We start from the raw sequence: 24,653 nt of genomic DNA, 5'->3' as shown, positions 1-24,653 counted from the left end.
GGGGCAGGCCTCAGCCGGAGTCGCCCGGCCGCACCAGCCCCGCCTCGTACGCGAAGATCACGGCCTGCGCCCGGTCCCGCAGGTCGAGCTTGGCCAGCACCCGTCCGATGTGCGTCTTCACCGTCTGCTCCGCCAGCACCAGGTGCCCGGCGATCTCCTGGTTCGACAGCCCGCGCGCGATGAGCTCCAGTACCTCGGTCTCCCGAGGGGTCAGCCCGTTCAGCCGCAGCGCCGGGTCCTTGCGCGGGGCCGGCCGCTGCTGGACGAAGTCCGCGATCAGCCGCCGGGTCACCGAGGGCGCCAGCAGCGCCTCGCCCGACGCGACCACCCGGACCGCCGCGATCAGGTCGGCCGGCGGCGCGTCCTTCAGCAGGAACCCGGAGGCGCCCGCGCGCAGCGCCTCGTACACGTAGTCGTCGATGTCGAAGGTGGTCAGCATGAGCACCTTCGGCCGGTGGACGACCCCCGGCGGCGGGCTGAGCAGCTCCCGGGCGGCCGTCAGCCCGTCCATCTCCGGCATGCGAACGTCCATCAGCACCACGTCGGGATGCACGGTGCGCGAGACCTGCACCCCCTGCCGTCCGTCGGGGGCCTCGCCCACCACGTCGATGTCGGCCTGCGCCGACAGCAGGGCGGCGAACCCCGCCCGCACCATGGCCTGGTCGTCGACGATGATCACGCGGATGGTCAACTGGCGTCCTCGGTCGGGTCGTTCGTCGGTTCGTTCGTCGGTTCGTTCAGGGGCAGGCGGGCCGCGACCCGGAAGCCGCCGTCCGGCAGCGGACCGGTGTCCAGCGTCCCGCCCGTCAACCGTACGCGTTCCTGCATTCCGACCAGCCCGTGCCCGGTGCCCGAACTCTCCAGCGCCACCGCGTCATCCCGCGCCGCCGGGCCGTTCACCACGAGCACGAGGACCTCCTCGGCATCGTGCGTCACCGAGATGCGGGTCTCGGCCCCCGGCGCGTGCCGCACCACGTTCGCGAGGGCCTCCTGCACGATCCGGTACGCCGACAGGTCCACGGCCGGCGGAGCCGCCTGCGCCGCCCCGGCGGCGAGCGACAACTCAACCGGCTGTCCGGCCCGTACGGTCGCCTCCACCAGCTGCTGGATCCTGCCGATCCCCGGCTGCGGGGCCAGTGCGCCCCCGCTGCCGGACGTCCCGTTGCCGCCGTTCCCGCCGTTCGCCCCATCGCTGCGCAGCACCGTCAGCAGCCGCCGCATCTCGCCCAGCGACTCGCGCGCACTCGCCGCGATCGCCGCGAACTCCTCCTGCACCGGCTCCGGCATGCCGGGCAGCCGGTACGGCGCGGAATCCGCCTGCACGGTGATCACCGACATGTGGTGGGCCACCACGTCGTGCAACTCCCGGGCGATCCGCGCGCGCTCCTCGAGCAGGGTCCGCCGGGCCCGCTCGGCCTCGCTGATGCTCTCCTGCTCGGCGATCCGCTGCTGGGCGTCGCCGATCCCGCGCAACGCGCCGGTCACGGCGAGGAAGCTGCCGCTGAGCACGAAGAGGAGGGCGGTCGTGGTGGTCACTCCGTCGGGCTGGTAGAAGCCCAGCACCACGCTGACGGCGCCCGTCACCAGCCACACCGCGACCAGCGTCCGGATGGACTCGCGCAGTCCCAGGCAGATCATCAGCAGCAGGTAGCCGACGATCGCCATCGGGGTCCACGGCCAGGCGTGCCCGGCCACCTTGTCGGCGTGCGTCAGCACCACCGCCCCGACCGTGTCCGCGAGCAGGACCAGGGCCCACGCGAGCAGCGGCCGCGTCACCGCGAGCAGCAGCGGCAGGGTCTGGGCCACGCCCAGCGCCCCCGCCCAGCCGCCACCCGCCTTGTAGTCGTCGGTCAGCACGGCGATGGTCGTCGGCAGCAGCGACACCACGAAGATGCCTACGACGATGTACGGCAGCATCCGCTGCCAGGCCTTCGGCGCCTGCGCGAACAGGGGTTCCGCCGCCCGGGCGGGTGTGCGCAGCACCACCGCGAACCGCATCGGCGCCCGGGCCGCCCTCGCGGGGGCCGGCGTACGGGGGCGGGCTTCATCGCGATCGCTCATGATCGGACCAGCCTAAGCGGCCTCGGGGCCTCCGGGCAGGCAAGGGTAGGCTGCTCGCGGTCGATCACAGGGGAGCCGGTACACATGGGCACGGCAGCCGCACTCGAGAAGCTCGTGCCGGTGCTGCTGGCCTTCGGCGGCGGCGTACTGCTCGCCCGCCGCAAGATCGTCCCGGCCGAAGCCTCCAAGGCCTTCGCCGACTACGCCTTCCTCTTCGCCGTCCCCTGCTACCTCTTCGGCAACATCTACGCCAGCGACCTGGGCGCCCTCTTCAACTGGCGGGCCATCGGCGCCTACGCCGCGGCCGCCGCCCTCGCGGCGCTCGCCATCGCGTTCGCCTCGGGCGCCCGCGGTATCCGGGAGCCCCGCGACGTGGCGCTGCGCGTGATGGCCGGAGTCCAGGTGAACACGGCCTACTTCGCCGTCCCGGTGTTCATCACCCTCTTCGGGACCGCCGCGCCGATCTTCCCCGTCCTGCTGTTCCAGGTCTGTGTGCTGTCCCTCGTCGTCATCTCCATCATGGAGCTGGGCCGCGCAGGCCCGGCCTCGGGCGGTCCCGGGCAGCGGCTCCTGCGGGCCGTCGGCGCCTCGCTCTCGACCCCGCTGGTACTCGCCTGCAATGCCGGGATCCTGCTCAACCTGCTCTCGGTGCACGTCCCGAAGGTGGTCCTGGACGGGGCCGCCTTCGTCGGCGACAGCGCCTCGCCGATCGCCCTGTTCGCCCTCGGGCTCCACCTCGGCGGCCTGGGGCTGGACATCCGGGGCACCGGCCGCGAGGAGCTGGCCCTCATCGCCTTCAAGTGCCTCGGCTTCCCGCTGCTGGCCTGGGCGGTGTGCGGGCTGTTGTTCGGCGTACGGGGGGAGTGGCTGACGTACCTCGTCCTGATCGCCGCGATGCCGACCCCGCAGAACCTGTTCGTCTTCGCCCAGCGCTACGACGTCGGCGTGGACCTCTCCGCCTCGCTGGTGATCAAGAGTTCGGTGGTCTCCCTGCTGCTGCTCCCCGTCTGGCTGCAGACCGTGGCCGCCTGAGGGGGCCGATCCGGCGCTCGGCCGATCGTTCCCCGCGGGGGCTTCGGTCGTTGACCCGGCATGGAGCTGCTGCCGACCATCGCGGCGCCGGGCGTCGGTGAACGGGCCGACGCCGCGGCCGATGCCGCCTGCCACCTCTACGACGCCGTCGCCCCCTGGAGCTCCGCCGAGCCCGGCGGGTGGAGCCGTACGGCGGCGGAGGACGCCGCCGAGACCATCGAGACCACCGCGCACGCACTCGCGTACGCCCATCCGCGCGCCGAGGTCATCCTGGCGCCGGTGCACGCCGCCCTCGCCGACCTGCGGCGCCAGCTCGGACTCCCGCCCGCCGACCGGCTGACCGCCGACGGGCTCCCGGCGGCCCCGCGCACGGTGGGGAACCCGCGGCGCACCCGCTGGGCGCGGGTGCTCACGCCGCCTTTGCCCCGGCAACCGCCTGTTCGTACAACTTCTTGATCTCCGGGCCGAAGTACGAGCTGTACGAGGTGTCTGGGGTGTCCCCGCCCGTCTTCCAGCCGCCGATGACCCCGACCACGTCCCCGGTCTCGGTCACCTTGTCGTAGTTCTTCAGGAAGGGGCCGCCGCTGGTCCCGCCGGGGTACCCGGTGCAGTCGATGCGCAGGAACGATCCGGGGATGCCCGCATCCTTGCTCGTGAACTTGGTCGTACGGTTCACGCACAGCCGAGGGCGTGCGGCCGATGCCGGATAGCCGATCAGCGACACGTTCGCGTGCTCGTAACCGCCGCCGGTGACCAGGCGGTTCCCGCCGACCACGTCCTCGACGGGGAACCCGTCGGCATCCGGCCCGACCTGCGCGAAGGCCACGTCGAGGGTGGCCCCCTTGTCGGCGCCCAGGCTCTTGTAGCGCGGGTCGATCCACACCTTCGAACGCCCGTCGGCGGCGCGCAGCACCGGGAACATCCCGTACGGCTGCGGGTTGTCCGCCGTGTACAGCGGTACGAAGGCCACCTGGCGGGCGTCGGTGCCGAGCAGGCAGTGGGCCGCGCTCAGCACCAGGTTGCGGCCGGGGGAGGCGACCACGCTCGCGGTGCAGAAGTACGCGCCGCCCCCCTTCATCACGAACATCCGGCCGACGACCGGGATCCCGTCGAAGTCCTGCCCGGTGCCGGGGTCCGTGGCCGCGACCGCCGACGCGGGGGTCATCGGCGCCGCGGACGCCATCCGGTCGGCCGTCCAGAAGGTCTCCGCCTCGCGGGCGGACCACCTGCCGGGCGGCGGCAGGGCGCTCCCGGCCTCGGCCACCGGCAGCGGCCCGGCGGGCAGCAGCAGGGCGGCCGTCGCCGCCGCCACGGTCAACGTACGTCGCATGTCGAGCTCCTCTAGATGGCCTGCGGGAAGCGGAACAGCCGGTCCGGGTCGTAGGTGCGCCGGACCTCTTCGAGCCGGGCGAGGTTCGGCCCGTAGTAGGCCTCGCGCCAGGAGGGCAGTTTCGGGTCGGTGTAGTTCTGGTACGCGCGCCCGCTCGCCCACGGGCGCAGGTCCTGCCACAGCCCGTCGAGCCAGCCCTGGTGACCGGCCACCTGCGCGGGCGTCGCGGACGCCGGCCAGTAGGCGAGGTACTGGGTGAGGAAGGAGCTGTCGCGGTGCACGAACGCGGTGCCGGCCGCCGCCGGCCGGTTCACCGCCCCGCCGCATTCGCCGCTGAACTGCACGACTCCGAGCCCGCCGGCCGGCACGCTCTGCCCGTACCGCCGCACGGCGGCCAGCACCGCGGCGACCCCCGCGTCGGGCAGTCCGGCGGCGCCCCAGAAGTCGGACCGCCCGCCGTAGGAGTCCCGGCCGATCCGCCCCTCGGGGGTCCGGCCGGGCAGGGTGCCCGGCAGATGGCACTGGGCGGCGCTCTGGTCCTGGCAGCCCGACATGGCACGCAGCGTCTCCTCGTAGGTGCGTACGAGGATCCAGCTGTCCCGGAGCGGCCTGCCGACCAGGCCGGACAGCCGGGTCAGCTCCCGGTCGAGCTCGGCGCGCCCGTCGAAGCACAGGACGCGTACGGCGGGGGCCGCGGCCGGAGCCGCTTCGACGAGGAACTCGACCTGGCTCCAGAAGGGGTCGGGCAGGGCGGCCAGCCAGCGCTGCCAGCCGCGCAGCACGGCGGCGGAGTCGGCTTCGGCCCAGTGGAGTTCGGCGTAGGCGCAGTCGGTGGCCGGGTGGGTGCGGAAGCGGAACTCGGTGACCACGCCGAAGTTGCCGCCCCCGCCGCCGCGCAGGGCCCAGAACAGCCCCGGGTCACGGGTGGCGTCGACCTCGCGCACCATGCCGTCGGGGGTGACCACGGTGGCGCCGGTGAGGGCGTCGGAGGTGGTCCCGTACGCCCGGGAGGCCAGGCCCAGCCCGCCGCCCAGGGTGAGCCCCGCGATGCCGACGGTGGGGCACAGCCCGGTCGGGATGCCGAGGCGCTGCGCGGCGAGGGTCCGGTTGACGTCGCCGAGCCGGGCTCCGGCGCCGATCCGCACACCCTCCGCCCCGTCGACGACGAGCCCGGCCATGGCGCCGACGTCGACGACGAGCCCGCCGGCGCAGGTGGACCAGCCGGCGTAGCTGTGGCCGCCGCCGCGCGGCACGACGGGGACGGCGGAGCGGCGGGCGAAGTCCAGACAGACGGCCACGTCGGCGGCGTGCACGGGATAGGCCACCGCGCCCGGCGCGACCGTGTCGTACCGGGGCTGGAACAGCTGCCGGGCCTCGGGGTAGTCGCGGTCGGCCGGCAGCACCACCCGGCCGTCGATCCCGCGGGCGAGCGCCGCCCAGTCGGGGCCGCGGGCCGCCGCCCCGGCCGCCCCCGACGCCCCGAAGGCGGCGAGGACGGCTGCGGAGGCGCTGCCCAGGAGCTGGCGGCGAGGGAGGCTCATCCCTCCTTCCTGCCATCGCCCGGGCCGATCGCAGCGAAGGCGGGCCCACGGCGGCCCCGTTGCCCCCCGAACGGCCCAGGGCCGCCTGTATCGGAGGAGGCGGAGCCGGTGCCGGTGGCTGCGGGAGCGGAGGGAGCGGAGGGAGCGGGTCGAAATGACCCCGCTCCCGGGGGCGTTGACCGAGGCCGGGGTCATCGGCCCGGTGAGCGAGGCGTAGCGCCGCCGACTGGCAGCGCTACGCGTCCCGGTCGGCTTCCTTCGCCGCGCGTTCCAGCCGGGCCCGGTGGCCCTCCCAGTAGGCCGCGTCCCCGGGGGCCACGCTTTCGGACCCGACGCGCAGCCCCACGGTTGCGTCGACGAGTTCCCGGACGATGTCCGCGTGGCCGGCGTGCCGGTCGGTCTCGGCGATCAGGTGGACGAGGGTCCGGTGGAGCGTCACCTCGCTGCGCGCCCCCCAGGGCACCCGGCCGACCGCGTCGAGGGCCAGCGAATCGATCGTCCGGTCCGAGTGGTCCCACACCCGGCGGTACAGTCCGACGATCTGCTCCCGCGTCTCGTCGGGCCTGGCCCACAGGTCGGAGTTCGGCTCGGCGTTGCCCGTGATCCACAGCCCCGGGGCCTCGAACGGCCGCCCGAAGGCCTCGCCGAAGTACACGGCCTCGGCGCTGGTCACGTGCTTGACCAGCCCCAGCAGATTGGTGCCGGTCGGGGTCATGGGGCGGCGGACGTCGTATTCCGACAGCCCTTCGAGCTTCCACAACAGGGCGTCGCGGGCGTCCTGCAGGTATACGCGGAGGTCGTCCTTGGGATCTGTTCCGGTCATACCGGCAGTCTGCCGCCCACGTGACCTGCGGTCACCGCAATTGTCCACGGCTCGAGACGACTTGGCGCGGCCGGCCCGGCCGGAGAACGCGTTCCGGCAGCACGGGCTGCGTCATGGGCGGCGTCGCAGCGAGGGGATTTCGATCACCCGGGGCTGCGAGGGGCTCGTGAGGTGAGTACGGTCTGCCCATGCAGATCGACGGAGCCGGCAGGCAGCAGCGGGGGCATGTTCTTCTCATAGCGGGCGACGCCGCCGTACGGCGGCGGGCGGTTCAGGTCGCGCCCAGTGCGAATCTGGCCGCGCTCGGGGTGCTGCCCGCGTCGGCGCTGCTGAACAGCCAGATCCCGACCGACACCACGTACCTCGACGGGGCCCGCGATCCGAACACCGTGCTCATGCGGCTGCGCACCGCCGCCGCCACGCCGGGGCCGCTGCTCGTCTACCTGTCGGGGCGGCTCACCCTCGACCGCCGCGGGCACCGCCTCCACCTCGCGCTGGCGGGGACCACGGCCTCCACCGTCCGCTACACGGCACTGCCTTGGGACTGGCTGGGCACCGAGCTCGGGGCCCGGTCCGCCGGGCCGACCGCGGTGGTGCTCGACCTCGTCGCAGACAAGTCCGCCTGGCCGGTGCTCCAGGAGTACGGGAGCCTGCCCGCCCCGCCCTCCGCCGAGGTGTACGGGGTGGTCGTCCCGCCCGCCTTCGTCGGCGGAGCGGACCGCGTGAGCCCGTACACCCACCACTGGATCGACCAGCTGCGCCGCAGCCCCACCCGCCCCGCCAACCTCCAGCTGCACGCCTTCGCCGTCGGAGCCGCTGCCCTGCCGCCCGGCACCCTCGTCCTGCCGGCGACGCGCGAGCTCAGCGCGTCCGCCCCCCAGGAGCAGCAGGTGCAGCAGGTGCAGCCGGAACACGTGTCGGATCCCCGGCCGCACATCCACGCCCTCGCCTCCGGCGGTCGGCACCAGGAGGCGGCCACGCTCGCCCAGGCCTGGGAGCAGCACGTCCTGCAGACCCACGGGTACACCTCGCCCGAGGCCACGCACTGGGCCGAGATCCGCGCCGACCTCGCCCGGATGGCCGGAAACTACCGGTCGGCGACCCAGCTGTGGATCAACGCCGGGCGCACCCGCCTGGAACACCAGCCGCCGGACGCCCCCGAGGTCCTCGCGGCCGCGGCGGGCGCCCTGTACTGCTGGACCCAGCTCAAGGACCAGGCGGAGGCCCGCGACGCCGGCCCCGAACTCGTCCGCCTGCTGCGCGCCCTGCCGAGCCTCGAACCGCGCCTCCTGCGGCTGACCCAGCAGCGGCTGGAGGTGCTGGAGGGCAGCCGCTGAGCGCAACACCCTTCAGAGCCGCTTGCGGGCCAGCAGGAAGCCCTGGGGGGATTTCTCGTGGTCCGCGGGCTGCCGCACCAGGCGGGCCACCTCCTCCAGGCCCGCCCCGGCGAGCAGGCCGGCGATCAGCTCCGGCGGGGTCCAGTACACGTCCAGGTCGACGGGGTGCCCGTACGCGTGCTCCAGCCGGATCTTCTCGTCGCCTGCCTTGAAGGCGATCAGCAGGTGGCCGCCCGGTGCGAGCACCCGGGCGAACTCGGCGAACAGCGGCGGCAGTCCACCCGGCGGGGTGTGCACCGTCGAGTACCAGGCCAGGACCCCGCCGAGCACCCCGTCGGCCACGTCCAGCGCCGCCATCGAGCCCACCTCGAAGCGCAGGCCCGGATACGTCCGCCGGGCCACCGCCACCATCGCCGGGGAGAGGTCGACGCCGAACGTCCGTACGCCGAGCCCGTCCAGATGGGCCGTCACGCGCCCCGGGCCGCAGCCCAGGTCCGCGACCGCCCGGGCCGCGCCGCCCTCCTCGCCGCGCACGCACTCGGCGAAGGCCGCCAGCATGGCCCGGTCCAGCGGCTTCCTGGCCAGCTCCGCGCCGAGGAGCCGGGCGTAGTCGACGGCGACGGCGTCGTAGGACGCCCGTACGGAGTTCAGGTCCGAGGTCTCCTTCATGCTCTGTGACACTAGCCCCGCCGCCCCCGCCCGTCGGCCCGGGCCAGCGGATTGTCCAGCTCCGCCCACTGGTCGCCGGGGATTCCGGGGCTCAGCCGCATCAGCGTCAGGGCCTTGGTCGGCAGCGGCGCCGTCAGCAGGGCCTCGGTGTCGGCGGTGGCCGGGAGGCCGGCGGCCTCTGCCAGCGCCTCGCCGAAGGCCGCCGCCGAGCCCGTCGTGGCTCCCAGGGTCCCGGTCAGCAGGGAACCGAACAGTTTGCGCCGCAGCAGCGTCACGTCGTCGGTGACCAGCCGGCCCGACAGCGGCGGCACCGGCAGACCGTGCCGGACGAGCCGGTCCGGGCTGATCCGGATGTCGGCGAGATCGCGGTAGACCAGCCGCAGCGGGGCCCCGGCCGGGGACAGGACGACGAGGAGGTTCTGGCCGTGGGCCTCCAGCGCCACCCCGAGATCCAGCACACGCAGACACACCGAGAGCGCGAGCCGGGCGAATTCGGCCCGCCAGGACGCCGAGCGCGCGAACGGCGACAGGGCCAGGGCCGCCACCGGCGCGATCCACTCGCCCGCAGCGGCGTCCGCGTACACCTCGGGCGGCTCGCGGAGCACCGCCGCCAGGTCCGGGCTGTGCGCGGTCGCGGCGCCGAGGGTCCGGGTGATGTGCAGCCGCCCGTCGAGCCGTTCGGACAGGGCCTGTGCGAACGCGGACACCGCGGCCGCCGTCTCGATGGAGTACTCCGAGATGTCCCGTACGGAGGAGGTCAGCCGGGTGCTCAGCGCCGTCTTGACGTGCGCACCGCCCGCCACCGGGGCCAGGGTGCGCAGGGCCATCAGAGGATGCGCCGCGAAGCCGGGGCGCAGGGCCCCCGGCCCCCGGCCCGCCTGTTTCAGGACGTGTTCCGCCTGCCAGGGGTGTACCGGCAGCAGGAGCCGGCCGCCCTCCCGCAGCTCGGCCGGCCAGGCGCCCGTGACCAGGCACTCCTCGGCCCGAACGGCGGCCAGCGCCAGCTCGACCACCGGCCGGTGCTCCGGCGCGTACGCCAGCTGCTCGGCCACCGAGAATCCGGGCCGGGAGCGGCAGTTGGGGTGGTACGGATGCCCGTCGACCACCCGCTGCTCCCACTCCCAGCAGGCCTGCGGGGCCGCTCCGTCCGCCGTCGGCCGTCCGGCCCGGGACAGCGCGAGCGAGGCCGTGCTGTCGTCCAGCTCGGCGGCGAAGGCGTCCCCGTGCGGCACCCCCAGCGCCGCCACCAGCCGCCCGGCCTGCCGGTACGGGGCGCCGTCGAGCAGCACCTCGGACACGTAGGGGTCGGTCGCGTACGGGTCCGGCAGAGGGCCCTCCAGCCGTCTGCCCCCGGACAGCAGGAGCGTCAGCCCGCCGGGCCCGCGCTCCCGGCGCTCCACCCACGGCAGCGGTTCGAAGGCCAGCGCCCGCCACAGCCGGGTCAGCACGGCGGCCCGGGCGCCGCCGAGCGCGGCTCCGTAGGCGGCACCGAGCGCGGGGCGCACCTCGGCCAGTTCGGCGGACACGGCCTCTTCGGCCGGGGAGGCGGGAAGGTTCATGCTGGGGTCCAGGGCCCTGTTCCTCTCACGGGTGACGTGATGATCACTTCATCATCGCGGATACTGAAGATCACGGCCGGTGGTACGCCCCGCGAACTCCCGGCGCATTGGATGGACCGAATGGAATCCGTGGACCTCAACGCCGCAGCCGACGCGTACGCCGGCACCCCTCTGCTGAACTGCCTGCTGCGGGAAGCGGCCGATCCCGCAGAGGAGCCCCATGCCACGACGGACGATGCCCGCGCGGGGCGCGTCCACCGGCTGCGCGGCAGCGGGCGGCTGCTGCGGGTACGGGGCGGGCGCCGGCCGGTACGCCCCGAACTGCGCACGGCGGAGGGCTGGCATCCGCTCAGCCACACCGAGCTGGTCAAACTGACCGCCGACGAGCTGCACCGGTACACGGGCGTGGCGAACGACGAGCTCCCGGTCGAGATCGCCGACAGCCGCGAGGCCGTCGCCGCGCTGCTGGCCGCCCGCGCCGCGGCCGCGCCCCCGCAGGACCCGTACGTGCTCTCCGAGCAGTCCCTGGTCATGGGACACCCGTACCATCCCGCCCCCAAGGCCCGGGGCGGCGCGCCCGCCGCGAGCTGGCTGCCGTACGCCCCGGAGGCGTACGCCCGGTTCCCGCTGGTCTTCCTCGGGCTGCGCGAGGACCAGGTGGCCGAGGAGGGCGGGCCGGCCGCGGCCGGCGCGATCGACGCACTGGCCGGGCTGCTCGACGGACCGCGCCCGCCGGCCGGGTACCGGCTGCTGCCCGCGCATCCGTGGCAGCTGGACCTGGTGGACGGCTCGGCAGCCGTACGCGAGGCCTTCGCCGACGGGCGGCTGCTGAGGCTCGGCCCGGGGCGGCTCCCGGCCTGGCCGACCGCCTCGATCCGGACCCTGTACGTACCCGGCGAGCACGAGCACGGCCGTGATCTCTTCGTGAAGTTCAGCCTCGACGTCCGGATCACCAACGACGTGCGCCGGCTGTGGCGGCACGACCTGCTGAAGCTGCGCCGTACGGACGCGGCGGTCGAGGCCGGGTTCGCCGGCCTGCGCAGCTCCGGGTCCAACGCCGTCTGGCTCGCCGACCGCGGCTACCGGACGGCGGCCTTCGCCTTCGAGGAACTCGCCGTCCTGGTCCGCGACGGCCTGCACGCGCAGGTGGAGCCGGGGGCCACGCCCTTGGCGTCCGCCGCGCTCGCCGAGGGCTTCGCGGGCAGCCCGCTGGCCGCGACGAGCGATCCGGCCGGCTGGTGGCGGGCCTATCTGCGCCATGTCGTGCCGCCCGTACTCGACCTGTTCGCCCGGCACGGCGTCGTACTGGAGGCGCACCTGCAGAACACCCTGGTCGCGGTCGACGCCCAGGGCATGCCGGTACAGGCCCTGTTCCGGGACGCGGAGGGGGTCAAGCTCCTGCCGGACGTGGAGCGCGAAGCCGCCTGGCAGCGGCTGGTCTACTGCCTGGTGGTCAACCATCTGACCGAGGTCGCCGGAGCCCTCGCCGAGGAGCATCCGGACGCGGCCGGGGCGGTGTGGCCGGCGGTGCGCGAGGAGTTCCTGCGCTACGACGCCGAACGCGGCCTTCCCGAGATCGCGGAGCTGCTCTCGGCCCCGGCCCTCCCGGCCAAGACGAACCTGCTGCTGCGCTGGACCCGCGCCGACGGCGCGGACGCGCGCTACATCCCGCTCCCGAACCCGCTGCGCGGTTAGTTTCCGGAGCCGTCGGCGGCACTGGCGTCGGGTGTCGCGGTGTCGCGGTGTCGGGGCGTCGGGGTGTCGGGATCCGGCCAAGGTGGGCCGGGATCCCGGAGCCATCTCACTGAGAGGTATAGACCAATGCCAGGTTGGGCGGGCAGACCGAGCAGTCCTTGACCACCCGTCAGAGGAGAAGCCATGCCCTCCCCTTCGCGGGGCGGCGGCCCGGCCGCCATGCCCAAGTACCAGCGGATCGCCGCAGCGCTGCGGCGCGAGCTCGAGCGCGCCGCGAACCCCGGCGGCAGACTGCCCTCCGAACGCACCCTGGCCGCCCGCTACCAGGTCAACCGGCAGACCGTCCGGGCCGCGCTCCAGCACCTGCGCGAGGACGGCCTCGTCGTCACCGAACGCCGGGGCACCCGCTCGGCTGTCGAGGCCCCGGCCGAGCCGCAGCGCAGAGCGGTCGTACACGCGGCCGCACCCGGCGCCGGACCGGCCGCCGCGTCGGCCGCAGCAACCTCTGCCGGGCACGCTGCCGCACCCGTTGCCGCGCCCGCCCAGAGCTGGCTCACCCTGGTCACGGTGCCGCCCTCGCTCGCCGCGCTGCTCGGCATGCACGGCGGGGACCGCACCCTGGTCCACCACCGCCGTGAGTGCGGCCCGTCGGGGGAGACGCTCCGGCACGCCGTCACGTACCTCTGCCCGCGCGTGATCGCCGAGAGCCCCGAACTCGCCCGCTACCGCGACCGCTCGGCCGTTCGCGACGAGGACCTCGGGCCGCTTCACCGGTGGCTCGAGCGGGCCGCCGGGCAGGGCCGGGTCGCCGAGACCCTCACCATGACCCGCAGCAGCCACCCGCCGGCCGCGGCTGCGATGTGCGGCCTGACCGTGCGCCGCACCCTGCACGACGGCACCGGCCGGCTGCTCGCCGTCACCGACCTGGCCTTCCCCACCTGGGACCGGCTGACCTTCCACCGGGACCGTGAGGCGGCCGGATTCCGCGTCACCTGAAACCGGACGCTCAGAAGCGCAGGGCCCATGCGTCGATGTAGCCGGTGTAGCCCGCAAAGGCGTCGTACACCCGCAGCTTCCACACGCCGTTGGCGGTCTCCGACGAGGCGTCGATCGCGATCACCCCTCTGAGGTCGGCGTTGCCCCAGCCGGTGTAGCTGTCCTTGACCGGGTACACCGTGCCGTCGGGCGCGATCACGTCGACCTGGAGCGTGCCGGAGTCCGGGTGCTTGATGTCGAGCTCCACATCCAGCTGTGCGGGCGCACGTCCGGCGATCCCGCTGACCGTGACCGGGGATTCGACCGGCTCCAGGTCCTCGACCGGGAAGTCCGAGGTGTTCGCGAAGCGCGGCCCGGGCACCCGGTTCGGCGCCGTCCCCACGTACAGGAGCCGGTCGGGCGAGCCCGGTCCGGAGTCGACCATCGAACCGGTCGTGGCCGCCGCGGTCAGGGCGCCCGTGACCTGGCCGGGCGTGGCCGTACGGTGGTCGGCGAGGTAGAGCGCGGCCGCACCCGCCACGTGCGGGGAGGCCATCGAGGTGCCGGACATGGTGGTGCTCCAGTCGTCTCCCCAGAAGACCGCCGAGGTGATCGAGTCGCCCGGGGCGAACAGGTCCACCAGGGGGCCGTAGTTGGAGTACGAGGCGCGCGCGTCGTAGTCGTTGCTCGCCCCCACCGTGAGCGCCGCGGGCTCCCGGGCGGGGGAGTGGGTGGAGGCGTCCGCGCTCTGGTTGCCCGCTGCCACCACGTACGTGATGCCGGAGGCGACGGAGTTCCGTACGGCGGCGTCCAGCACGTCGTCGGGGTCGCCGCCCAGGCTCATGTTCGCGACGGCGGGCTTCACGGCATTGCGGGTGACCCAGTCGATCCCGGCGACCACCTGCTCCGTGGTGCCCTGGCCCGACCAGTCGAGCACCCGGACGGACACGAGCCTCGCCTTCTTCGCGACGCCGTACGTCGTGCCCGCGAGGGTCCCGGCGACGTGCGTGCCGTGCCCTTGCAGGTCGTCGGCCTCGTAGTCGTCGTCGATGGCGTCGTATCCGTACGAGGCGCGCCCGCCGAAGTCCTGATGGCTGATGTTGACGCCGGTGTCGATGACGTACGCGGTCACGCCCTGCCCCGCCGAATCGGGATACGTATAGCTCCCGTCGAGCGGGAGCCTGCGCCGGTCGATCCGGTCGACACCCCAGGACGGCGGGTCCGGCTGGGTGGCGTCCAGCCGCAGTCTCCGGTTCTGCGCGACCTCGGCGACGGCGGGGTCCGCGGCGAGCCGCCGGGCCTGCCGCTCCGACAGTTCGACGGAGTACCCGTTGAGCGCGGCGTCGTAGGTCCGGCGGATCCTGCCGCCGAAGCGTGCGACCACCTCCCGGCCCTGCGTCGTACGGGCGCCGGCGCGGGCCGGGTTCAACAGGACGAGGTAGCTGCCGGCGACGGCTCCGGGTGCGCCGGCGTACCGGACGGTCCCCTCGGGCGGGCTCGCGGCGGAGGCGCCGGTGTCCGCGCCGAGCGCGAGCGCCGAGGCGAGCGCGAGGACGGCGCCGCACCGTCGCCATCCGAACCGCCGTAGTCCTCTTGGTCCGCTTCGTTCGCTTCGTCCGCGCGCTCCGAGTAATCGGTGCAGTCCGTGCGATCTCGTGATCATTCGGCTCGATCCCCCCTGGCGTCGTCCGCTCAGACTGGGGCGCCCCGGAGCCCCGCACAAGGGAGTGCACGCAGGTGGAATCCGACCCGCCGGTCGCGCGCGCACGCGGATGCGCCTCGCGTGCGCGCGCGAGTAAACGGACGGCCGCATTTCCGGCAATTCTTGACGTATAAGCTGAAAGAGACCACCATCTACGGCAGTCAAGGTCCCGCGCCGCAAGCCGACAAGCCCAAGGAGCGAACCCCATGCCCGCCCCTGCCCCGTCCTCCACTTCCGAAACCGTCACAGTCGTCCCCCGTCCGCGCCGCGGCATCCAGGCCGCCCGGATAGCGGACCTGCCGCGGATCGAGGAGCCAAGGGAGGTAGCCCCCGCCGATGCGAGGGAGCTCTCACGGGTGTTCTTCCGGCGGCTGCACGAACTGCCCGAGGGCACCCCGGAACACCAGTACGTGCGCAACGCACTCATTGAGATGAACGCCTCACTCGTCCAGTACGCCGTCCGCCGCTTCCGCGGCCGGGGTGACGGAGGCGACATCGAGGACATCGTCCAGGTCGGCACCATCGGCCTGATCAAGGCGATCGACCGGTTCGACCCGGCCCGCGAGAACGAGTTCGCGACCCTCGCCATGCCGTACATCACAGGTGAGATCAAGCGTCACTTCCGCGACACTTCCTGGGCCGTCCGCGTCCCGCGCCGGCTCCAGGAGCTGCGCATCGACATAGCCAAGGCGAAGGAGCAGCTGACCACCACGCTCGACCGCTCGCCCACCGTCGCGGACCTCGCCGACCACCTCAGCCTCTCGGAGGAGGAGGTCATAGAGGGTCTCGTCGCCGCCAACGGCCACACCAGCGGCTCCCTGGACGCCCCGCACACCGCGCATGCCGAGCGGGGTGACGGCTCGGCCGACGGCCACACCCTCGCCGACGTCATGGGCGAGGAGGAGCCGGCCCTGGAGCGCGTCGAGGACATCCAGACCCTCGCGCCGCTGCTGGAGCAGCTCACCGACCGCGAGCGCCGCATGCTGCAGATGCGTTTCGGTGAGGAGCTGACCCAGGCGCAGATCGGCGCCGCGCTCGGCATCTCGCAGATGCAGGTCTCGCGCCTGCTGACCCGTCTCCTCGCGCACCTGCGCACCTCCATGCTGGAGGACCCCGGCCCGGCGTGAGGTGGATCACCTCGGCGTTTACCCCGGAACGCCCTGGGCACCCGCGGATCCGGAGCGGACCCTTCCGCCGGCCGTGACACGGCCGGCGCGGGGGCGGGCGGATCCCGTACCGCTCCACGGCTGCGCCCGGCCCCACCGGCCGGGCGCGCGCCGTTCCCGGTACGACCCGCGAGGTGTATGTGTCCACGCTCCAGGCCGAGCACGTCTACAAGGTGTTCGGAAGACGACCCGGCGACGCCGCTGCTGCGGTCCGCGCGCTCCGAACCGGCGCCGGCCGCGACGAGCTGCGCGCCGACGGTACGACGGCCGCTGTGATCGACGCCTCGTTCCGCGTCGAGCCCGGCGAGATCTTCGTCGTCATGGGTCTGTCGGGATCCGGCAAGTCCACGCTGCTGCGCATGCTGAACGGACTGCTCGAACCCACCGAGGGGCGCATCCTCTTCGACGGCCAGGACCTCACCTCGCTATCCCGGCGTGAGCTGCGCCACGTTCGCTCCACCAAGATCAGCATGGTTTTCCAGCACTTCGCGCTCTTCCCGCACCGCAGCGTGCTCGAGAACGCCGCCTACGGGCTGGAGGTGCAGGGCGTCCCCCGCGCCGACCGCGAGCGCCGCGCCGCCGAGGCACTGGAGCTGTGCGGGCTCGCCGGCTGGGAGGCCTCCTGGCCGGACGAGCTGTCCGGCGGCATGCAGCAGCGCGTCGGCCTCGCCCGCGCCCTGGCCACCGACGCCGACCTGCTCCTGATGGACGAGTCCTTCAGCGCGCTGGACCCGCTGATCCGCCGCGACATGCAGGACCAGCTGCTCGAGCTCCAGCAGCGGCTCAAGAAGACCATCGTGTTCATCACGCACGACCTCAACGAGGCCATGCGCCTCGGCGACGGCATCGCCGTCATGCGCGACGGCCGCATCGTCCAGCAGGGCACCGCCGAGGACATCCTGACCCGCCCCGCGGACGACTACGTCGCCTCCTTCATCCAGGACGTCGACCGCTCCCGGGTGCTCACGGCCGACGCCGTGATGACCGCCCCCGTTGCCGGGAGCTGCGCCTGCGGCTGCCCCAGCGTCACCGCCGACACCCCGCTCGCCGACCTGTGCGCGGTCAGCGCCCGGGTCCCGCACCCCGTCGCCGTCACGGACGACGCCGGGGTCGTCGTGGGCTCCGTACCGCAGGACCGCCTCGTCGCCTTCATCGGCGACGAACAGCGCGCCCCGGTGCGCTGCGCGGAGGTGGCCGCCTGATGCCCCGCCTGCACCTCGGCTCCTGGGTCGACAGCGGAGTCGACTTCCTCCAGCGCCACCTCTCCTGGCTGTTCGACGCCGTCAGTGCGCTCGTCACCGGCCTGTACGACGGCATCCACGCCGTGCTGGACGCGCCCGCCCCGCTGCTGTTCGCCGGCATCCTCGCCGTCGCCGCCTGGTGGCTGCGCGGGCTGCTCGCCGCGCTCCTCGCCTTCGCCGGCTTCGCACTCGTCGACTCCGTCGGCCTGTGGGCCGACGCGATGTCCACGCTCTCCCTGGTCCTGGTCGCGACCCTCGTCACACTCGTGTTCGCGGTCCCGCTCGGCATCTGGGCCTCCCGGTCCGACCGGGTCAGCGCCGTCCTGCGGCCCGTCCTGGACTTCATGCAGACCATGCCGGCCATGGTCTACCTGATCCCCGGCATCATCTTCTTCGGCGTGGGCGTGGTGCCCGGCATCATCGCGACCATCATCTTCTCGCTGCCGCCCGGCGTCCGGATGACCGAGCTCGGCATCCGCCAGGTCGACACGGAACTCGTCGAGGCGGCCGACGCCTTCGGGACCACCCCGCGCGACACCCTCGTACGCGTCCAGCTGCCGCTGGCCCTGCCCACCATCATGGCGGGCATCAACCAGGTCATCATGCTCGGCCTGTCCATGGTCGTCATCGCCGGCATGGTCGGCGGCGGCGGGCTCGGCGGCGCCGTCTACCGGGCCATCGGCAACGTCGACATCGGCCTCGGCTTCGAGGCGGGCATCTCCATCGTCATCCTCGCCATGTACCTGGACCGGATGACCGGGGCGCTGGGCCGCCAGGTGTCCCCGCTCGGCCGGCGCGCCCTCGCCAAGGCGCAGGCCGCCACGAGCGGCGCCGCCAAACTGTGGAACCACCGCCCCCAGCCCGCCTACGCGGTCACCGGCGCCGTGGTCCTCGCCCTCGTCGCGGGCGGCCTGAACACCTTCGGCGGCTCCGGTCAGCCGGCTGCGGCCGGGGCCGGCGGCATCGGCAAGGGCCGCAAGATCAGCATCGGCTACATCCCCTGGGACGAGGGCATCGCCTCGACCTACCTGTGGAAGGAGCTCCTGGAGCGCCGCGGCTTCCAGGTGGAGGCGAAGCAGCTGGAGCTCGGCGCCCTGTTCACCGGGCTCGCGGGCGGCCAGGTCGACTTCCAGACCGACGCCTGGCTGCCGGTCACGCAGGCCCAGTACTGGGAGAAGTACGGGAACAAGCTGGACGACCTCGGCTCCTGGTACGGACCGACCTCCATCGAACTGTCCGTCCCCTCGTACATGAAGGACGTCACCTCCCTCGCCGACCTCAAGGGCAAGGGCGGCGAGTTCAAGGGCCGGATCATCGGCATCGAGCCCAGCGCGGGCGCGATGGGGATCCTGAAGGGCAAACTGCTGCAGGAATACGGCCTCGACGGCGAGTACAAGGTCGTCGACGGATCGACCCCCGGCATGCTCGCCGAGCTCAAGCGGGCCTACGAGAAGCAGGAGCCGGTGGCGGTCGTGCTCTGGTCGCCGCACTGGGCGTACGCCTCGTACGACCTGAAGAAGCTCGAGGACCCCAAGGGGGTCTGGGGCCAGGGCGACGGCATCCACACCCTGGCCCGCAAGGGCTTCGCCGCCGACGAGCCGGAAGTGGCCTCCTGGCTGCGCTCGTTCAAGCTGACCGAGGCCCAGCTGACCGGCCTGGAGGCGAAGATCCAGGAGGCCGGCAAGGGCAAGGAGCAGCAGGCGGTCCGCGCCTGGCTGACGGAGCACCCGGAGATCGCGAAGGCCGCGTGACCCCCGCGAGCCCGTGAAGACGCCGACGCCCGGTGGGCAGTACGCTCCACCGGCCGTCGGCGTCTTCGTTCGCCCGGGCGGACGGCTCCGCCGACGGACAAGCCGGCCGGTGTCTGCGACGCCGACGCGTCAGTCGTCGTGGCGTGCGCGCAGGCGGGAGCCGGGCCTCAGTGGCGGGAGCCGAGTCGGTTCGGCGGGTCTGCACGGGGAACGCACCCCTGACCAGCCGAGATCCTGGAGGATCGGTCCGTGCCCCGGAGGGGCGGTCCATGGCACAGTGCCAGGAGCACAACCGCCGGACCAGGGAGCCCCCATGCGCGAACCGCACCCCATGCCCCGGCTCGCGTCCGCCCCCGCGGGCCCGGCGGAGCCGAGCCCGCTGCCGCGCTGCCCCGAGTGCGCGAGCGCACCGGAGCGCATCTCCTGGCGCCAGCGCCCGGGACGGCCGGTGGTGCTGGTCTTCGACCCCTGCGGCCACCGGTACACCTCACCGGCCCCGCCCGTCCTGGCCGTCACCCCGCCGCCCGAAGCGTACGGGGGGCCCGTACCGGTCAGCAGGTGAGGAACGCGGCGATCCGCTCGGCGAACGCCTCCTCGCCGACGATCTCGATGCCCGCCTCCTCGGCCTTGGCCACCTTGCTGCCGGCCTTGGCGCCCGCCACGAGCAGCGTCGTCCGCCCCGATATGCCGCTCGCGGACTTCCCGCCGGCCCGCTCGATCAGCTCGCGCACCTTGTCCCGCGTGTCGTACGCCGCCAGCGCACCCGTCATCTTCCCCGTGACCACCACGCACTGACCGGCCAGCGGACCCTCGGCGCCCTCACCGCCGACAGGGCCCTCCACCTGCGGCTCGACGAGGTTGACCCCGGCCGCGGCCAGCTTGTCGATGACCGGTCCAAGCGATGCGACCTGGGCGACGATCCCGGCCGCCTTGGTGTCGCCGACCAGTTCGACCTCCGTCATCGCGGCGGCATCGGCCGCCCGGATCGCCTCCATCGTCCCGAAGTGGCGGGCGATCCGCCGGGACATGCCCCGCCCCGTGCCGACGACCCCGAGCGCGCAGAACACCCGGGCCAGCGGCCTGCCCTTGGCGGCCTCGATCTGCTCCAGCAGCTTCACCGCCCGCTTCTCGCTCCCCGCCGCCTCCGCGAGCGCCGCGTGGTCCAGCCCGAACAGGTCGGCCACGTCACGGACCCGGCCGGCCTCGACCAGCGCCCGTACGTACGTCTCGCCCAGGCCGTCGATGTCCAGCTGGTCGCGCCCGGCGGCGTACAGGATCGCGGCGATCCGCCCGCAGTCGGCCGGCTGCGCGCACCGCCACCGCTCCTGGCTCCGGTCGATCTCCCCCTGGCACCCGGGGCAGACGGCCGGCAGCTCGATGGCCCGCTCCCCGCCGGTGCGCAGCTCCACCACCGGGGCCTCGATCCGCGGGATGATGTCGCCCGCCTTGTACACGGTCACGGTGTCGCCCAGCCGCAGGCCGCGGCGCTCGATGTCGGCGGGATTGTGCAGCGTGGCGTGCCGCACCACCGAGCCGTCTATCTCCACCGGCTCCAGCACGGCGGTCGGCGCGAGCACCCCCGTGCGGCCCACGGCCCAGGTCACGTCCAGCAGCCGGGTGCGCCGCTCCACGGCCGCCAGCTTGTACGCGGTCGCCCAGTGCGGGTGGCGCGAGCCGGTCCCGGCCGCGGTCTGCTCGGCCAGGGCGTCCAGCTTGACGACGACCCCGTCGATCCCGAAGGGCAGCCGGGCGCGCAGGGCCGCGATGCGGTCGACGTGCTCCTGCACCTCGGCGACCGTGGCCACCACCGTCAGCCCCGCCGGGGTGGCCGCGGCCGTCTGGACGCCCGCGGCGGCGACGAAGGCCATCACCTCCGCATGCGTGCTCCCGGGCAGTACCGCGGGGCCGTCGGGGCCGTCGAGTTCGACCGCCCCGAAGGCCCAGAACGTCATCTCCACCGTGTACGGGCGGCCCTTGGCCCGGAGGGTGCCGGCCGCGCCGTTGCGCGCGTTGGAGAACGCCCCGGCGCCGTGCGCGGCGCGTATCTCGTTGGCCCGTTCGAACTGGGCCGTGGTCAGCAGGACTTCCCCGCGCACCTCGAACGAGACGTCCGAGGCCAGCCGCTCGGGCAGCCCGACGATGGTCCCGATCGCATGGGACACGTCCTCGCCGCTCGTCCCGTTGCCCCGGGTGACGAGCTGGACCAGCCGGCCGCCCTGGTACCGGGCCGCCAGCGAGGCCCCGTCGAGCTTCGGCTCGACGACGAAACCGCCCGCGACCGGTGCACCCAGCCGGCGAACCACCGAGGCCTCCCAGTCGAGCAGGTCCTGCGGGCCGAACGCGTTCGCCAGCGAGAGCATCGCCGCCGTGTGCGCCACCTCCCCGGCCGGCACCGCGCCCCCGGCCACCTTCCCGGTCGGCGAGGCCGGGTCGACGTGCTCCGGGTACCGGTCCTCGTACGCCTGTATCAGCGAGACGAGGAGGTCGAACGAGGCGTCGTCGAGCGGTGAATCGCCGGACCCGTAGTACGCGGCGGAGGCCCTGATGGCCGTACCGATCGCGTCGGCGTACTCGTCGCGGGTGGTGAGGGCGGGACCGGCAGGAGCGGTGGTGATCGTCATGCTCCGATCCTCGCGCAGGGGTCTGACAATGCCCTGTGCCCTCGAGAGCTACGGGCGGATGACGATCGTGCTGACGGTGCCGTTGCCCCAGACGGTGGTGTTCATCATCATCCGGCCGTCCAGCGAGGCCACGGTGAACTCCGGAACGAAGCGGTCGGTGAAGACCCTTGCGAACCCACTCCTCAAGAGAGCCACCTCGCTCCTGACCAGGTCCCAGCCATCGGTGAGCCGGATCCTGAACCACAGCAGGCAGGGCTCATCCTCCGGATCGCCCCCGATGGCCTCCAGGGTCGCTGCCAGGAGAAACTCGCGGTTGCCGTCCAGGAGCCCGTGGTCGGTGGCCATCCGGTACCAGCTTGAGTTGACCTTGTCGGCCATCTCCGAGGCATCCACATCGGCGACCTCGTCCGGGTGGGAGTCGAAGCGTCCGTGCTCGGGCCCGGCACTCGCGGGTGAGTGGTGCGGCGGCAGCGGTGGTAGCTGAACCTCTCCCCGGACCCGCTCGATCAAACGAAATCCGGCGGGCATGAGCAGGTTGCCTATCTCGGCATCAGTGAGAGTCACAGTGGCACGGTAGGTGCAGGTGACGTCGCTGGGGTCGGAATTCTGGCGCGGTCTCAGAGATGGGGCCGGGCTGGGATGATCTCCTGGTTCGCACGGACGCCGTCTCTCTGGAGGCGTGCCTGGAGGTCTGCGTTCCGCGACTGCGTGGGCTCGGCTTGGTGATTCCCGATAGACGGCGCGGTCCACGCGGGCAACGAGCCCTGATCGGGCTTCCCGAAGGGGCATGGTGGGACTGGTGAGGCACCTCCCGTACTCATGGCCTTCGAGGCCGATGCGGGCGGGCCGAGTCTCGCCTCCGGCCTGGTCGCGGCCGGGCAGCTCGACATCGTCCAGGGAACCGTCTTCCGGTACTGGCGCGAGAATCCGGCAGTCGGGGAACGTCTGGCTCCCTGGGTGAAACCTCCGGCTTGACCGGTCGAGAGGTCATCGTGCGTCGGGCTCTCCGCCCGACTGCGGCCGGCCGTCACCCTGCCACGGCACGCCGCAACTCGCAGGGGGGTTGACGGTCCGTCAACTCCGGGCGCAACTTATATCGGGAACCCGATATAAGTCTCCGGAGGCAGGCCACCCATGGCAATGGACCGCACCCCGCAGGCCCAGCGGAAGTCCGAGACCCGCACCCGCCTCATCGACGCGGCCGCCGAACTCTTCGCGCGCAAGGGCTTCCACGCCGTCTCGGCCGAGGCGGTCGCCGACGCGGCCGGCCGCACCACCGGCGCCCTCTACAGCCACTTCGGTGGCAAGGAGGGCCTCCTGCTGGCCCTCCTCGAGGTCTGGAAGGAGCGCACCGCCGAGGAACTCACCGCCGAGATCGCGGGCAGCCCCGACCCGGCGGACCCCGCCGTGCACTTCTCCGCCATGTGGGGCAGCCTCACCCGCCCGCACCCCGACCGCGGGGACTCCTGGCTCCTCCTCGAAGCGGAACTGTGGCTGCACGGCGCCCGGCGCCCGCTCATCGGCACCCAGCTCGCCCAGCGCTACGCCGAGATCCGCGCCCAGCTCGGCGAGGGCCTCGCAGACTGGGCCGCAGCCACCGGAACCCCGCTCACCCGGCCGCCGGAGGAGACCGGCGCCCTCGTCCTCGGTGTCCTCCTCGGCCTCGCCATGCAGCACCGGCTCGACCCGCAGGGCATTCCCGACGCCCTGGTCGTGGAGGCCCTCGGCGCAATCCTGAAATGAACCGAAGGCCGGAAACGAACCGAAGGCCTGAAGCGAACCGAAGGGAAGTGGATCGACCGTGACCCCCACCGGCGAGACGGACCTCCTGGAAGACACCTGGGCCCGCGAGGTCCCGCACGCGCAGTTCACCCGGCTGCGCCGGGAGGACCCCGTGCACTGGCACGAGGTGCCCGGCCGCCACCAGGGCTTCTACGCCGTCACGCGGCACGCCGACGTCAAGGCCGTGAGCCGCGACCCCGAGCTGTGGTCCACCGAGCTCGGCTCCTTCATGATCCGCGACCAGAGTCCCGAGTCCCTGCAGACCCTGCGCCTGGTCCTGCTCGGCATGGACGCCCCGCGCCACTCGCGCTACCGCTCCCTGGTCAGCGCGGGCTTCACGCCCCGCGTCGTACGCCGGCTCGCCGCCCGGATCGGAGAGCGGGCCGCCGCGCTGGTGGAAGGTGCGGTCGTGCCCGGCCGGGACATGGACTTCGTCACCGAGGTGGCTGCCTGGCTGCCGATCCAGACGATCTGCGAGATGGTCGGCGTACCGCCCGGCGACGAGCGGCTGATCTTCGACTGGAGCAACCGGATGGCCGGCGGCCAGGACCCGGAGCTCTCGGCGGGCAAGGATGACAGCGACTTGGCCGCCGCCGAGATCTACGCCTACTGCGACGCCCTGGCGGCCGAGCGGCGGGCGCGCCCCCGCGAGGACATCCTCTCGACGCTGGTGCACGCCGAGGTCGACGGGGACCGGCTCACCCCGGACGAGATCAACATGTTCTTCGTCCTGCTGTGCGTGGCGGGCAACGAGACCACCCGCAACCTGCTCTCGGCCACGCTGCTGGCCCTGATCGAACACCCGGCGGCCCGCGCCGAGCTGGCGGCGTCCCCGCAGGACGAGTCGCTGTGGACCTCGGCCACTGAGGAGTTCCTGCGCTGGGGCGGCTCGATCCACAACTTCCGCCGCACCGCCACCCGGGACACCGTCCTGCGCGGCCGCGCGATCGCCGCCGGCCAGAAGGTGGTCACGTACTACACCTCCGCCAACCGCGACGAGGACGTGTTCACCGACCCCTTCGTCTTCGACATCCGCCGCACCCCGAACGAACACCTCACCTTCGGCGGCGGCGGTCCCCACTTCTGCCTGGGCGCCGGCCTGGCCCGCACCCAGATCAAGGCCCTGATCCGCGAACTCCTGGCCCGCCACCCCGGCTTCGGCCTCGCGGGCGAGATCCGCCGCCTCCGCTCCGACTTCATCAACGGCATCAAGCACCTCCCCGTCCGCTTCGACTGACGCCGTCCGCAAGCGGCCCGGCGGATGCTCAAAGATGCTTGATTGAAGACTACTTCGAGCAGCATCCTTCAAGTGATCTCCGTGGGCCGCTATCTTGCCAGGCGCATGCCAAAGCGGTGTGTCCGCAATCC

General features: G+C 73.2%; 21 protein-coding genes. 11 read left to right on the top strand and 10 right to left on the bottom strand.

Annotated elements, in window-relative coordinates:
* Nucleotides 1-10: 10 nt before the first annotated feature.
* Both ACZ5WG_RS15205 and ACZ5WG_RS15200 read right to left on the bottom strand, forming a co-directional pair.
* Nucleotides 11-691: a response regulator gene (locus ACZ5WG_RS15205; RefSeq protein ID WP_468723346.1), complete on the bottom strand. Its 681-nt coding sequence runs from the start codon at nt 689-691 to the stop codon at nt 11-13.
* On the bottom strand, nt 688-2,061 hold the full coding sequence (locus ACZ5WG_RS15200; RefSeq protein WP_468723345.1) for a sensor histidine kinase: 1,374 nt from the start codon (nt 2,059-2,061) through the stop codon (nt 688-690). The genes ACZ5WG_RS15205 and ACZ5WG_RS15200 overlap by 4 nt, the downstream gene beginning before the upstream one ends.
* Nucleotides 2,062-2,145: 84 nt before the next feature.
* Between ACZ5WG_RS15200 and ACZ5WG_RS15195 the strand changes: the two genes are divergently transcribed.
* Both ACZ5WG_RS15195 and ACZ5WG_RS15190 read left to right on the top strand, forming a co-directional pair.
* Complete coding sequence (locus ACZ5WG_RS15195) at nt 2,146-3,093, top strand: AEC family transporter (protein WP_468723344.1); 948 nt, start codon at nt 2,146-2,148, stop codon at nt 3,091-3,093.
* A 60-nt stretch (nt 3,094-3,153) separates the two neighbouring features.
* Complete coding sequence (locus ACZ5WG_RS15190; RefSeq protein WP_468723343.1) at nt 3,154-3,549, top strand: hypothetical protein; 396 nt, start codon at nt 3,154-3,156, stop codon at nt 3,547-3,549.
* Here the strand turns inward: ACZ5WG_RS15190 and ACZ5WG_RS15185 are convergent.
* The 3 genes from ACZ5WG_RS15185 to ACZ5WG_RS15175 all read right to left on the bottom strand — a co-directional run bounded on the left by ACZ5WG_RS15185 (nt 3,503) and on the right by ACZ5WG_RS15175 (nt 6,787).
* Nucleotides 3,503-4,423, bottom strand: a complete 921-nt coding sequence (locus ACZ5WG_RS15185) for a S1 family peptidase (RefSeq protein ID WP_468723341.1) — start codon at nt 4,421-4,423, stop codon at nt 3,503-3,505. The genes ACZ5WG_RS15190 and ACZ5WG_RS15185 overlap by 47 nt on opposite strands.
* Before the next feature lie 11 nt (nt 4,424-4,434).
* The gene (locus ACZ5WG_RS15180) at nt 4,435-5,964 is read right to left on the bottom strand and encodes an FAD-binding oxidoreductase (protein ID WP_468723339.1); all 1,530 of its coding nucleotides are present in this window, start codon (nt 5,962-5,964) and stop codon (nt 4,435-4,437) included.
* A 235-nt stretch (nt 5,965-6,199) separates the two neighbouring features.
* Complete coding sequence (locus tag ACZ5WG_RS15175; RefSeq protein WP_468723338.1) at nt 6,200-6,787, bottom strand: DinB family protein; 588 nt, start codon at nt 6,785-6,787, stop codon at nt 6,200-6,202.
* A gap of 188 nt (nt 6,788-6,975) precedes the next feature.
* Here ACZ5WG_RS15175 and ACZ5WG_RS15170 point away from each other — a divergent pair, with 188 nt between their 5' ends.
* Nucleotides 6,976-8,124, top strand: coding sequence for a hypothetical protein (locus ACZ5WG_RS15170; RefSeq protein ID WP_468723336.1), 1,149 nt, complete (start codon nt 6,976-6,978; stop codon nt 8,122-8,124).
* 12 nt (nt 8,125-8,136) lie between these two features.
* On the opposite strand, the gene ACZ5WG_RS15165 is transcribed toward ACZ5WG_RS15170, so the two are convergent.
* On the bottom strand, nt 8,137-8,793 hold the full coding sequence (locus tag ACZ5WG_RS15165) for a class I SAM-dependent DNA methyltransferase (RefSeq protein ID WP_468723334.1): 657 nt from the start codon (nt 8,791-8,793) through the stop codon (nt 8,137-8,139).
* An 11-nt stretch (nt 8,794-8,804) separates the two neighbouring features.
* Nucleotides 8,805-10,352: an IucA/IucC family protein gene (locus ACZ5WG_RS15160; RefSeq protein ID WP_468723332.1), complete on the bottom strand. Its 1,548-nt coding sequence runs from the start codon at nt 10,350-10,352 to the stop codon at nt 8,805-8,807.
* A 111-nt stretch (nt 10,353-10,463) separates the two neighbouring features.
* Here ACZ5WG_RS15160 and ACZ5WG_RS15155 point away from each other — a divergent pair, with 111 nt between their 5' ends.
* Together ACZ5WG_RS15155 and ACZ5WG_RS15150 are read left to right on the top strand one after the other, a co-directional pair.
* Nucleotides 10,464-12,047 carry an IucA/IucC family protein gene (locus ACZ5WG_RS15155; RefSeq protein WP_468723331.1) on the top strand — a complete coding sequence of 528 codons (1,584 nt, stop codon included), beginning with the start codon at nt 10,464-10,466 and terminating at the stop codon, nt 12,045-12,047.
* A gap of 183 nt (nt 12,048-12,230) precedes the next feature.
* Entirely contained in the window at nt 12,231-13,043 is an 813-nt protein-coding gene (locus ACZ5WG_RS15150; RefSeq protein WP_468723329.1) for a GntR family transcriptional regulator, read from the top strand.
* A 10-nt stretch (nt 13,044-13,053) separates the two neighbouring features.
* Here the strand turns inward: ACZ5WG_RS15150 and ACZ5WG_RS15145 are convergent, their stop codons facing one another.
* The gene (locus ACZ5WG_RS15145) at nt 13,054-14,685 is read right to left on the bottom strand and encodes a S8 family peptidase (RefSeq protein ID WP_468723327.1); all 1,632 of its coding nucleotides are present in this window, start codon (nt 14,683-14,685) and stop codon (nt 13,054-13,056) included.
* Nucleotides 14,686-14,930: 245 nt separating this feature from the next.
* Here ACZ5WG_RS15145 and ACZ5WG_RS15140 point away from each other — a divergent pair, with 245 nt between their 5' ends.
* The 4 genes from ACZ5WG_RS15140 to ACZ5WG_RS15125 all read left to right on the top strand — a co-directional run bounded on the left by ACZ5WG_RS15140 (nt 14,931) and on the right by ACZ5WG_RS15125 (nt 19,444).
* Nucleotides 14,931-15,851, top strand: a complete 921-nt coding sequence (locus ACZ5WG_RS15140) for a SigB/SigF/SigG family RNA polymerase sigma factor (protein ID WP_468723325.1) — start codon at nt 14,931-14,933, stop codon at nt 15,849-15,851.
* A 179-nt stretch (nt 15,852-16,030) separates the two neighbouring features.
* Nucleotides 16,031-17,092: a quaternary amine ABC transporter ATP-binding protein gene (locus ACZ5WG_RS15135; RefSeq protein ID WP_468723915.1), complete on the top strand. Its 1,062-nt coding sequence runs from the start codon at nt 16,031-16,033 to the stop codon at nt 17,090-17,092.
* Complete coding sequence (locus ACZ5WG_RS15130; protein WP_468723323.1) at nt 17,092-18,882, top strand: ABC transporter permease/substrate binding protein; 1,791 nt, start codon at nt 17,092-17,094, stop codon at nt 18,880-18,882. Before ACZ5WG_RS15135 ends, ACZ5WG_RS15130 begins: the two co-directional genes overlap by 1 nt.
* Nucleotides 18,883-19,195: 313 nt before the next feature.
* The gene (locus ACZ5WG_RS15125) at nt 19,196-19,444 is read left to right on the top strand and encodes a hypothetical protein (protein WP_468723321.1); all 249 of its coding nucleotides are present in this window, start codon (nt 19,196-19,198) and stop codon (nt 19,442-19,444) included.
* On the opposite strand, the gene ligA is transcribed toward ACZ5WG_RS15125, so the two are convergent.
* Both ligA and ACZ5WG_RS15115 read right to left on the bottom strand, forming a co-directional pair.
* On the bottom strand, nt 19,434-21,503 hold the full coding sequence (ligA, locus tag ACZ5WG_RS15120) for an NAD-dependent DNA ligase LigA (RefSeq protein ID WP_468723320.1): 2,070 nt from the start codon (nt 21,501-21,503) through the stop codon (nt 19,434-19,436). The two genes, ACZ5WG_RS15125 and ligA, sit on opposite strands and share 11 nt — an antisense overlap.
* Nucleotides 21,504-21,551: 48 nt before the next feature.
* Entirely contained in the window at nt 21,552-22,067 is a 516-nt protein-coding gene (locus ACZ5WG_RS15115; RefSeq protein ID WP_468723319.1) for a hypothetical protein, read from the bottom strand.
* Between the two features lie 570 nt (nt 22,068-22,637).
* Between ACZ5WG_RS15115 and ACZ5WG_RS15110 the strand changes: the two genes are divergently transcribed.
* Together ACZ5WG_RS15110 and ACZ5WG_RS15105 are read left to right on the top strand one after the other, a co-directional pair.
* Nucleotides 22,638-23,246 carry a TetR/AcrR family transcriptional regulator gene (locus ACZ5WG_RS15110; RefSeq protein WP_468723317.1) on the top strand — a complete coding sequence of 203 codons (609 nt, stop codon included), beginning with the start codon at nt 22,638-22,640 and terminating at the stop codon, nt 23,244-23,246.
* A gap of 58 nt (nt 23,247-23,304) precedes the next feature.
* Nucleotides 23,305-24,522: a cytochrome P450 gene (locus tag ACZ5WG_RS15105; protein ID WP_468723315.1), complete on the top strand. Its 1,218-nt coding sequence runs from the start codon at nt 23,305-23,307 to the stop codon at nt 24,520-24,522.
* Nucleotides 24,523-24,653: the final 131 nt, after the last annotated feature.

It is taken from the genome of Streptomyces sp. NPDC032745, assembly GCF_055579465.1.
This window is presented reverse-complemented; position numbering and strand designations above follow the sequence as displayed.

What these genes read in the sequence shown, in the direction of transcription:
- ACZ5WG_RS15200 (WP_468723345.1), bottom strand. Translation starts at nt 2,061, where the DNA reads ATGAGCGATCGCGATGAAGCCCGCCCCCGTACGCCGGCCCCCGCGAGG.
- ACZ5WG_RS15195 (WP_468723344.1), top strand. Translation starts at nt 2,146, where the DNA reads ATGGGCACGGCAGCCGCACTCGAGAAGCTCGTGCCGGTGCTGCTGGCC.
- ACZ5WG_RS15190 (WP_468723343.1), top strand. Translation starts at nt 3,154, where the DNA reads ATGGAGCTGCTGCCGACCATCGCGGCGCCGGGCGTCGGTGAACGGGCC.
- ACZ5WG_RS15185 (WP_468723341.1), bottom strand. Translation starts at nt 4,423, where the DNA reads ATGCGACGTACGTTGACCGTGGCGGCGGCGACGGCCGCCCTGCTGCTG.
- ACZ5WG_RS15180 (WP_468723339.1), bottom strand. Translation starts at nt 5,964, where the DNA reads ATGAGCCTCCCTCGCCGCCAGCTCCTGGGCAGCGCCTCCGCAGCCGTC.
- ACZ5WG_RS15175 (WP_468723338.1), bottom strand. Translation starts at nt 6,787, where the DNA reads ATGACCGGAACAGATCCCAAGGACGACCTCCGCGTATACCTGCAGGAC.
- ACZ5WG_RS15170 (WP_468723336.1), top strand. Translation starts at nt 6,976, where the DNA reads ATGCAGATCGACGGAGCCGGCAGGCAGCAGCGGGGGCATGTTCTTCTC.
- ACZ5WG_RS15165 (WP_468723334.1), bottom strand. Translation starts at nt 8,793, where the DNA reads ATGAAGGAGACCTCGGACCTGAACTCCGTACGGGCGTCCTACGACGCC.
- ACZ5WG_RS15160 (WP_468723332.1), bottom strand. Translation starts at nt 10,352, where the DNA reads ATGAACCTTCCCGCCTCCCCGGCCGAAGAGGCCGTGTCCGCCGAACTG.
- ACZ5WG_RS15155 (WP_468723331.1), top strand. Translation starts at nt 10,464, where the DNA reads ATGGACCGAATGGAATCCGTGGACCTCAACGCCGCAGCCGACGCGTAC.
- ACZ5WG_RS15150 (WP_468723329.1), top strand. Translation starts at nt 12,231, where the DNA reads ATGCCCTCCCCTTCGCGGGGCGGCGGCCCGGCCGCCATGCCCAAGTAC.
- ACZ5WG_RS15145 (WP_468723327.1), bottom strand. Translation starts at nt 14,685, where the DNA reads ATGATCACGAGATCGCACGGACTGCACCGATTACTCGGAGCGCGCGGA.
- ACZ5WG_RS15140 (WP_468723325.1), top strand. Translation starts at nt 14,931, where the DNA reads ATGCCCGCCCCTGCCCCGTCCTCCACTTCCGAAACCGTCACAGTCGTC.
- ACZ5WG_RS15130 (WP_468723323.1), top strand. Translation starts at nt 17,092, where the DNA reads ATGCCCCGCCTGCACCTCGGCTCCTGGGTCGACAGCGGAGTCGACTTC.
- ACZ5WG_RS15125 (WP_468723321.1), top strand. Translation starts at nt 19,196, where the DNA reads ATGCGCGAACCGCACCCCATGCCCCGGCTCGCGTCCGCCCCCGCGGGC.
- ligA (WP_468723320.1), bottom strand. Translation starts at nt 21,503, where the DNA reads ATGACGATCACCACCGCTCCTGCCGGTCCCGCCCTCACCACCCGCGAC.
- ACZ5WG_RS15110 (WP_468723317.1), top strand. Translation starts at nt 22,638, where the DNA reads ATGGCAATGGACCGCACCCCGCAGGCCCAGCGGAAGTCCGAGACCCGC.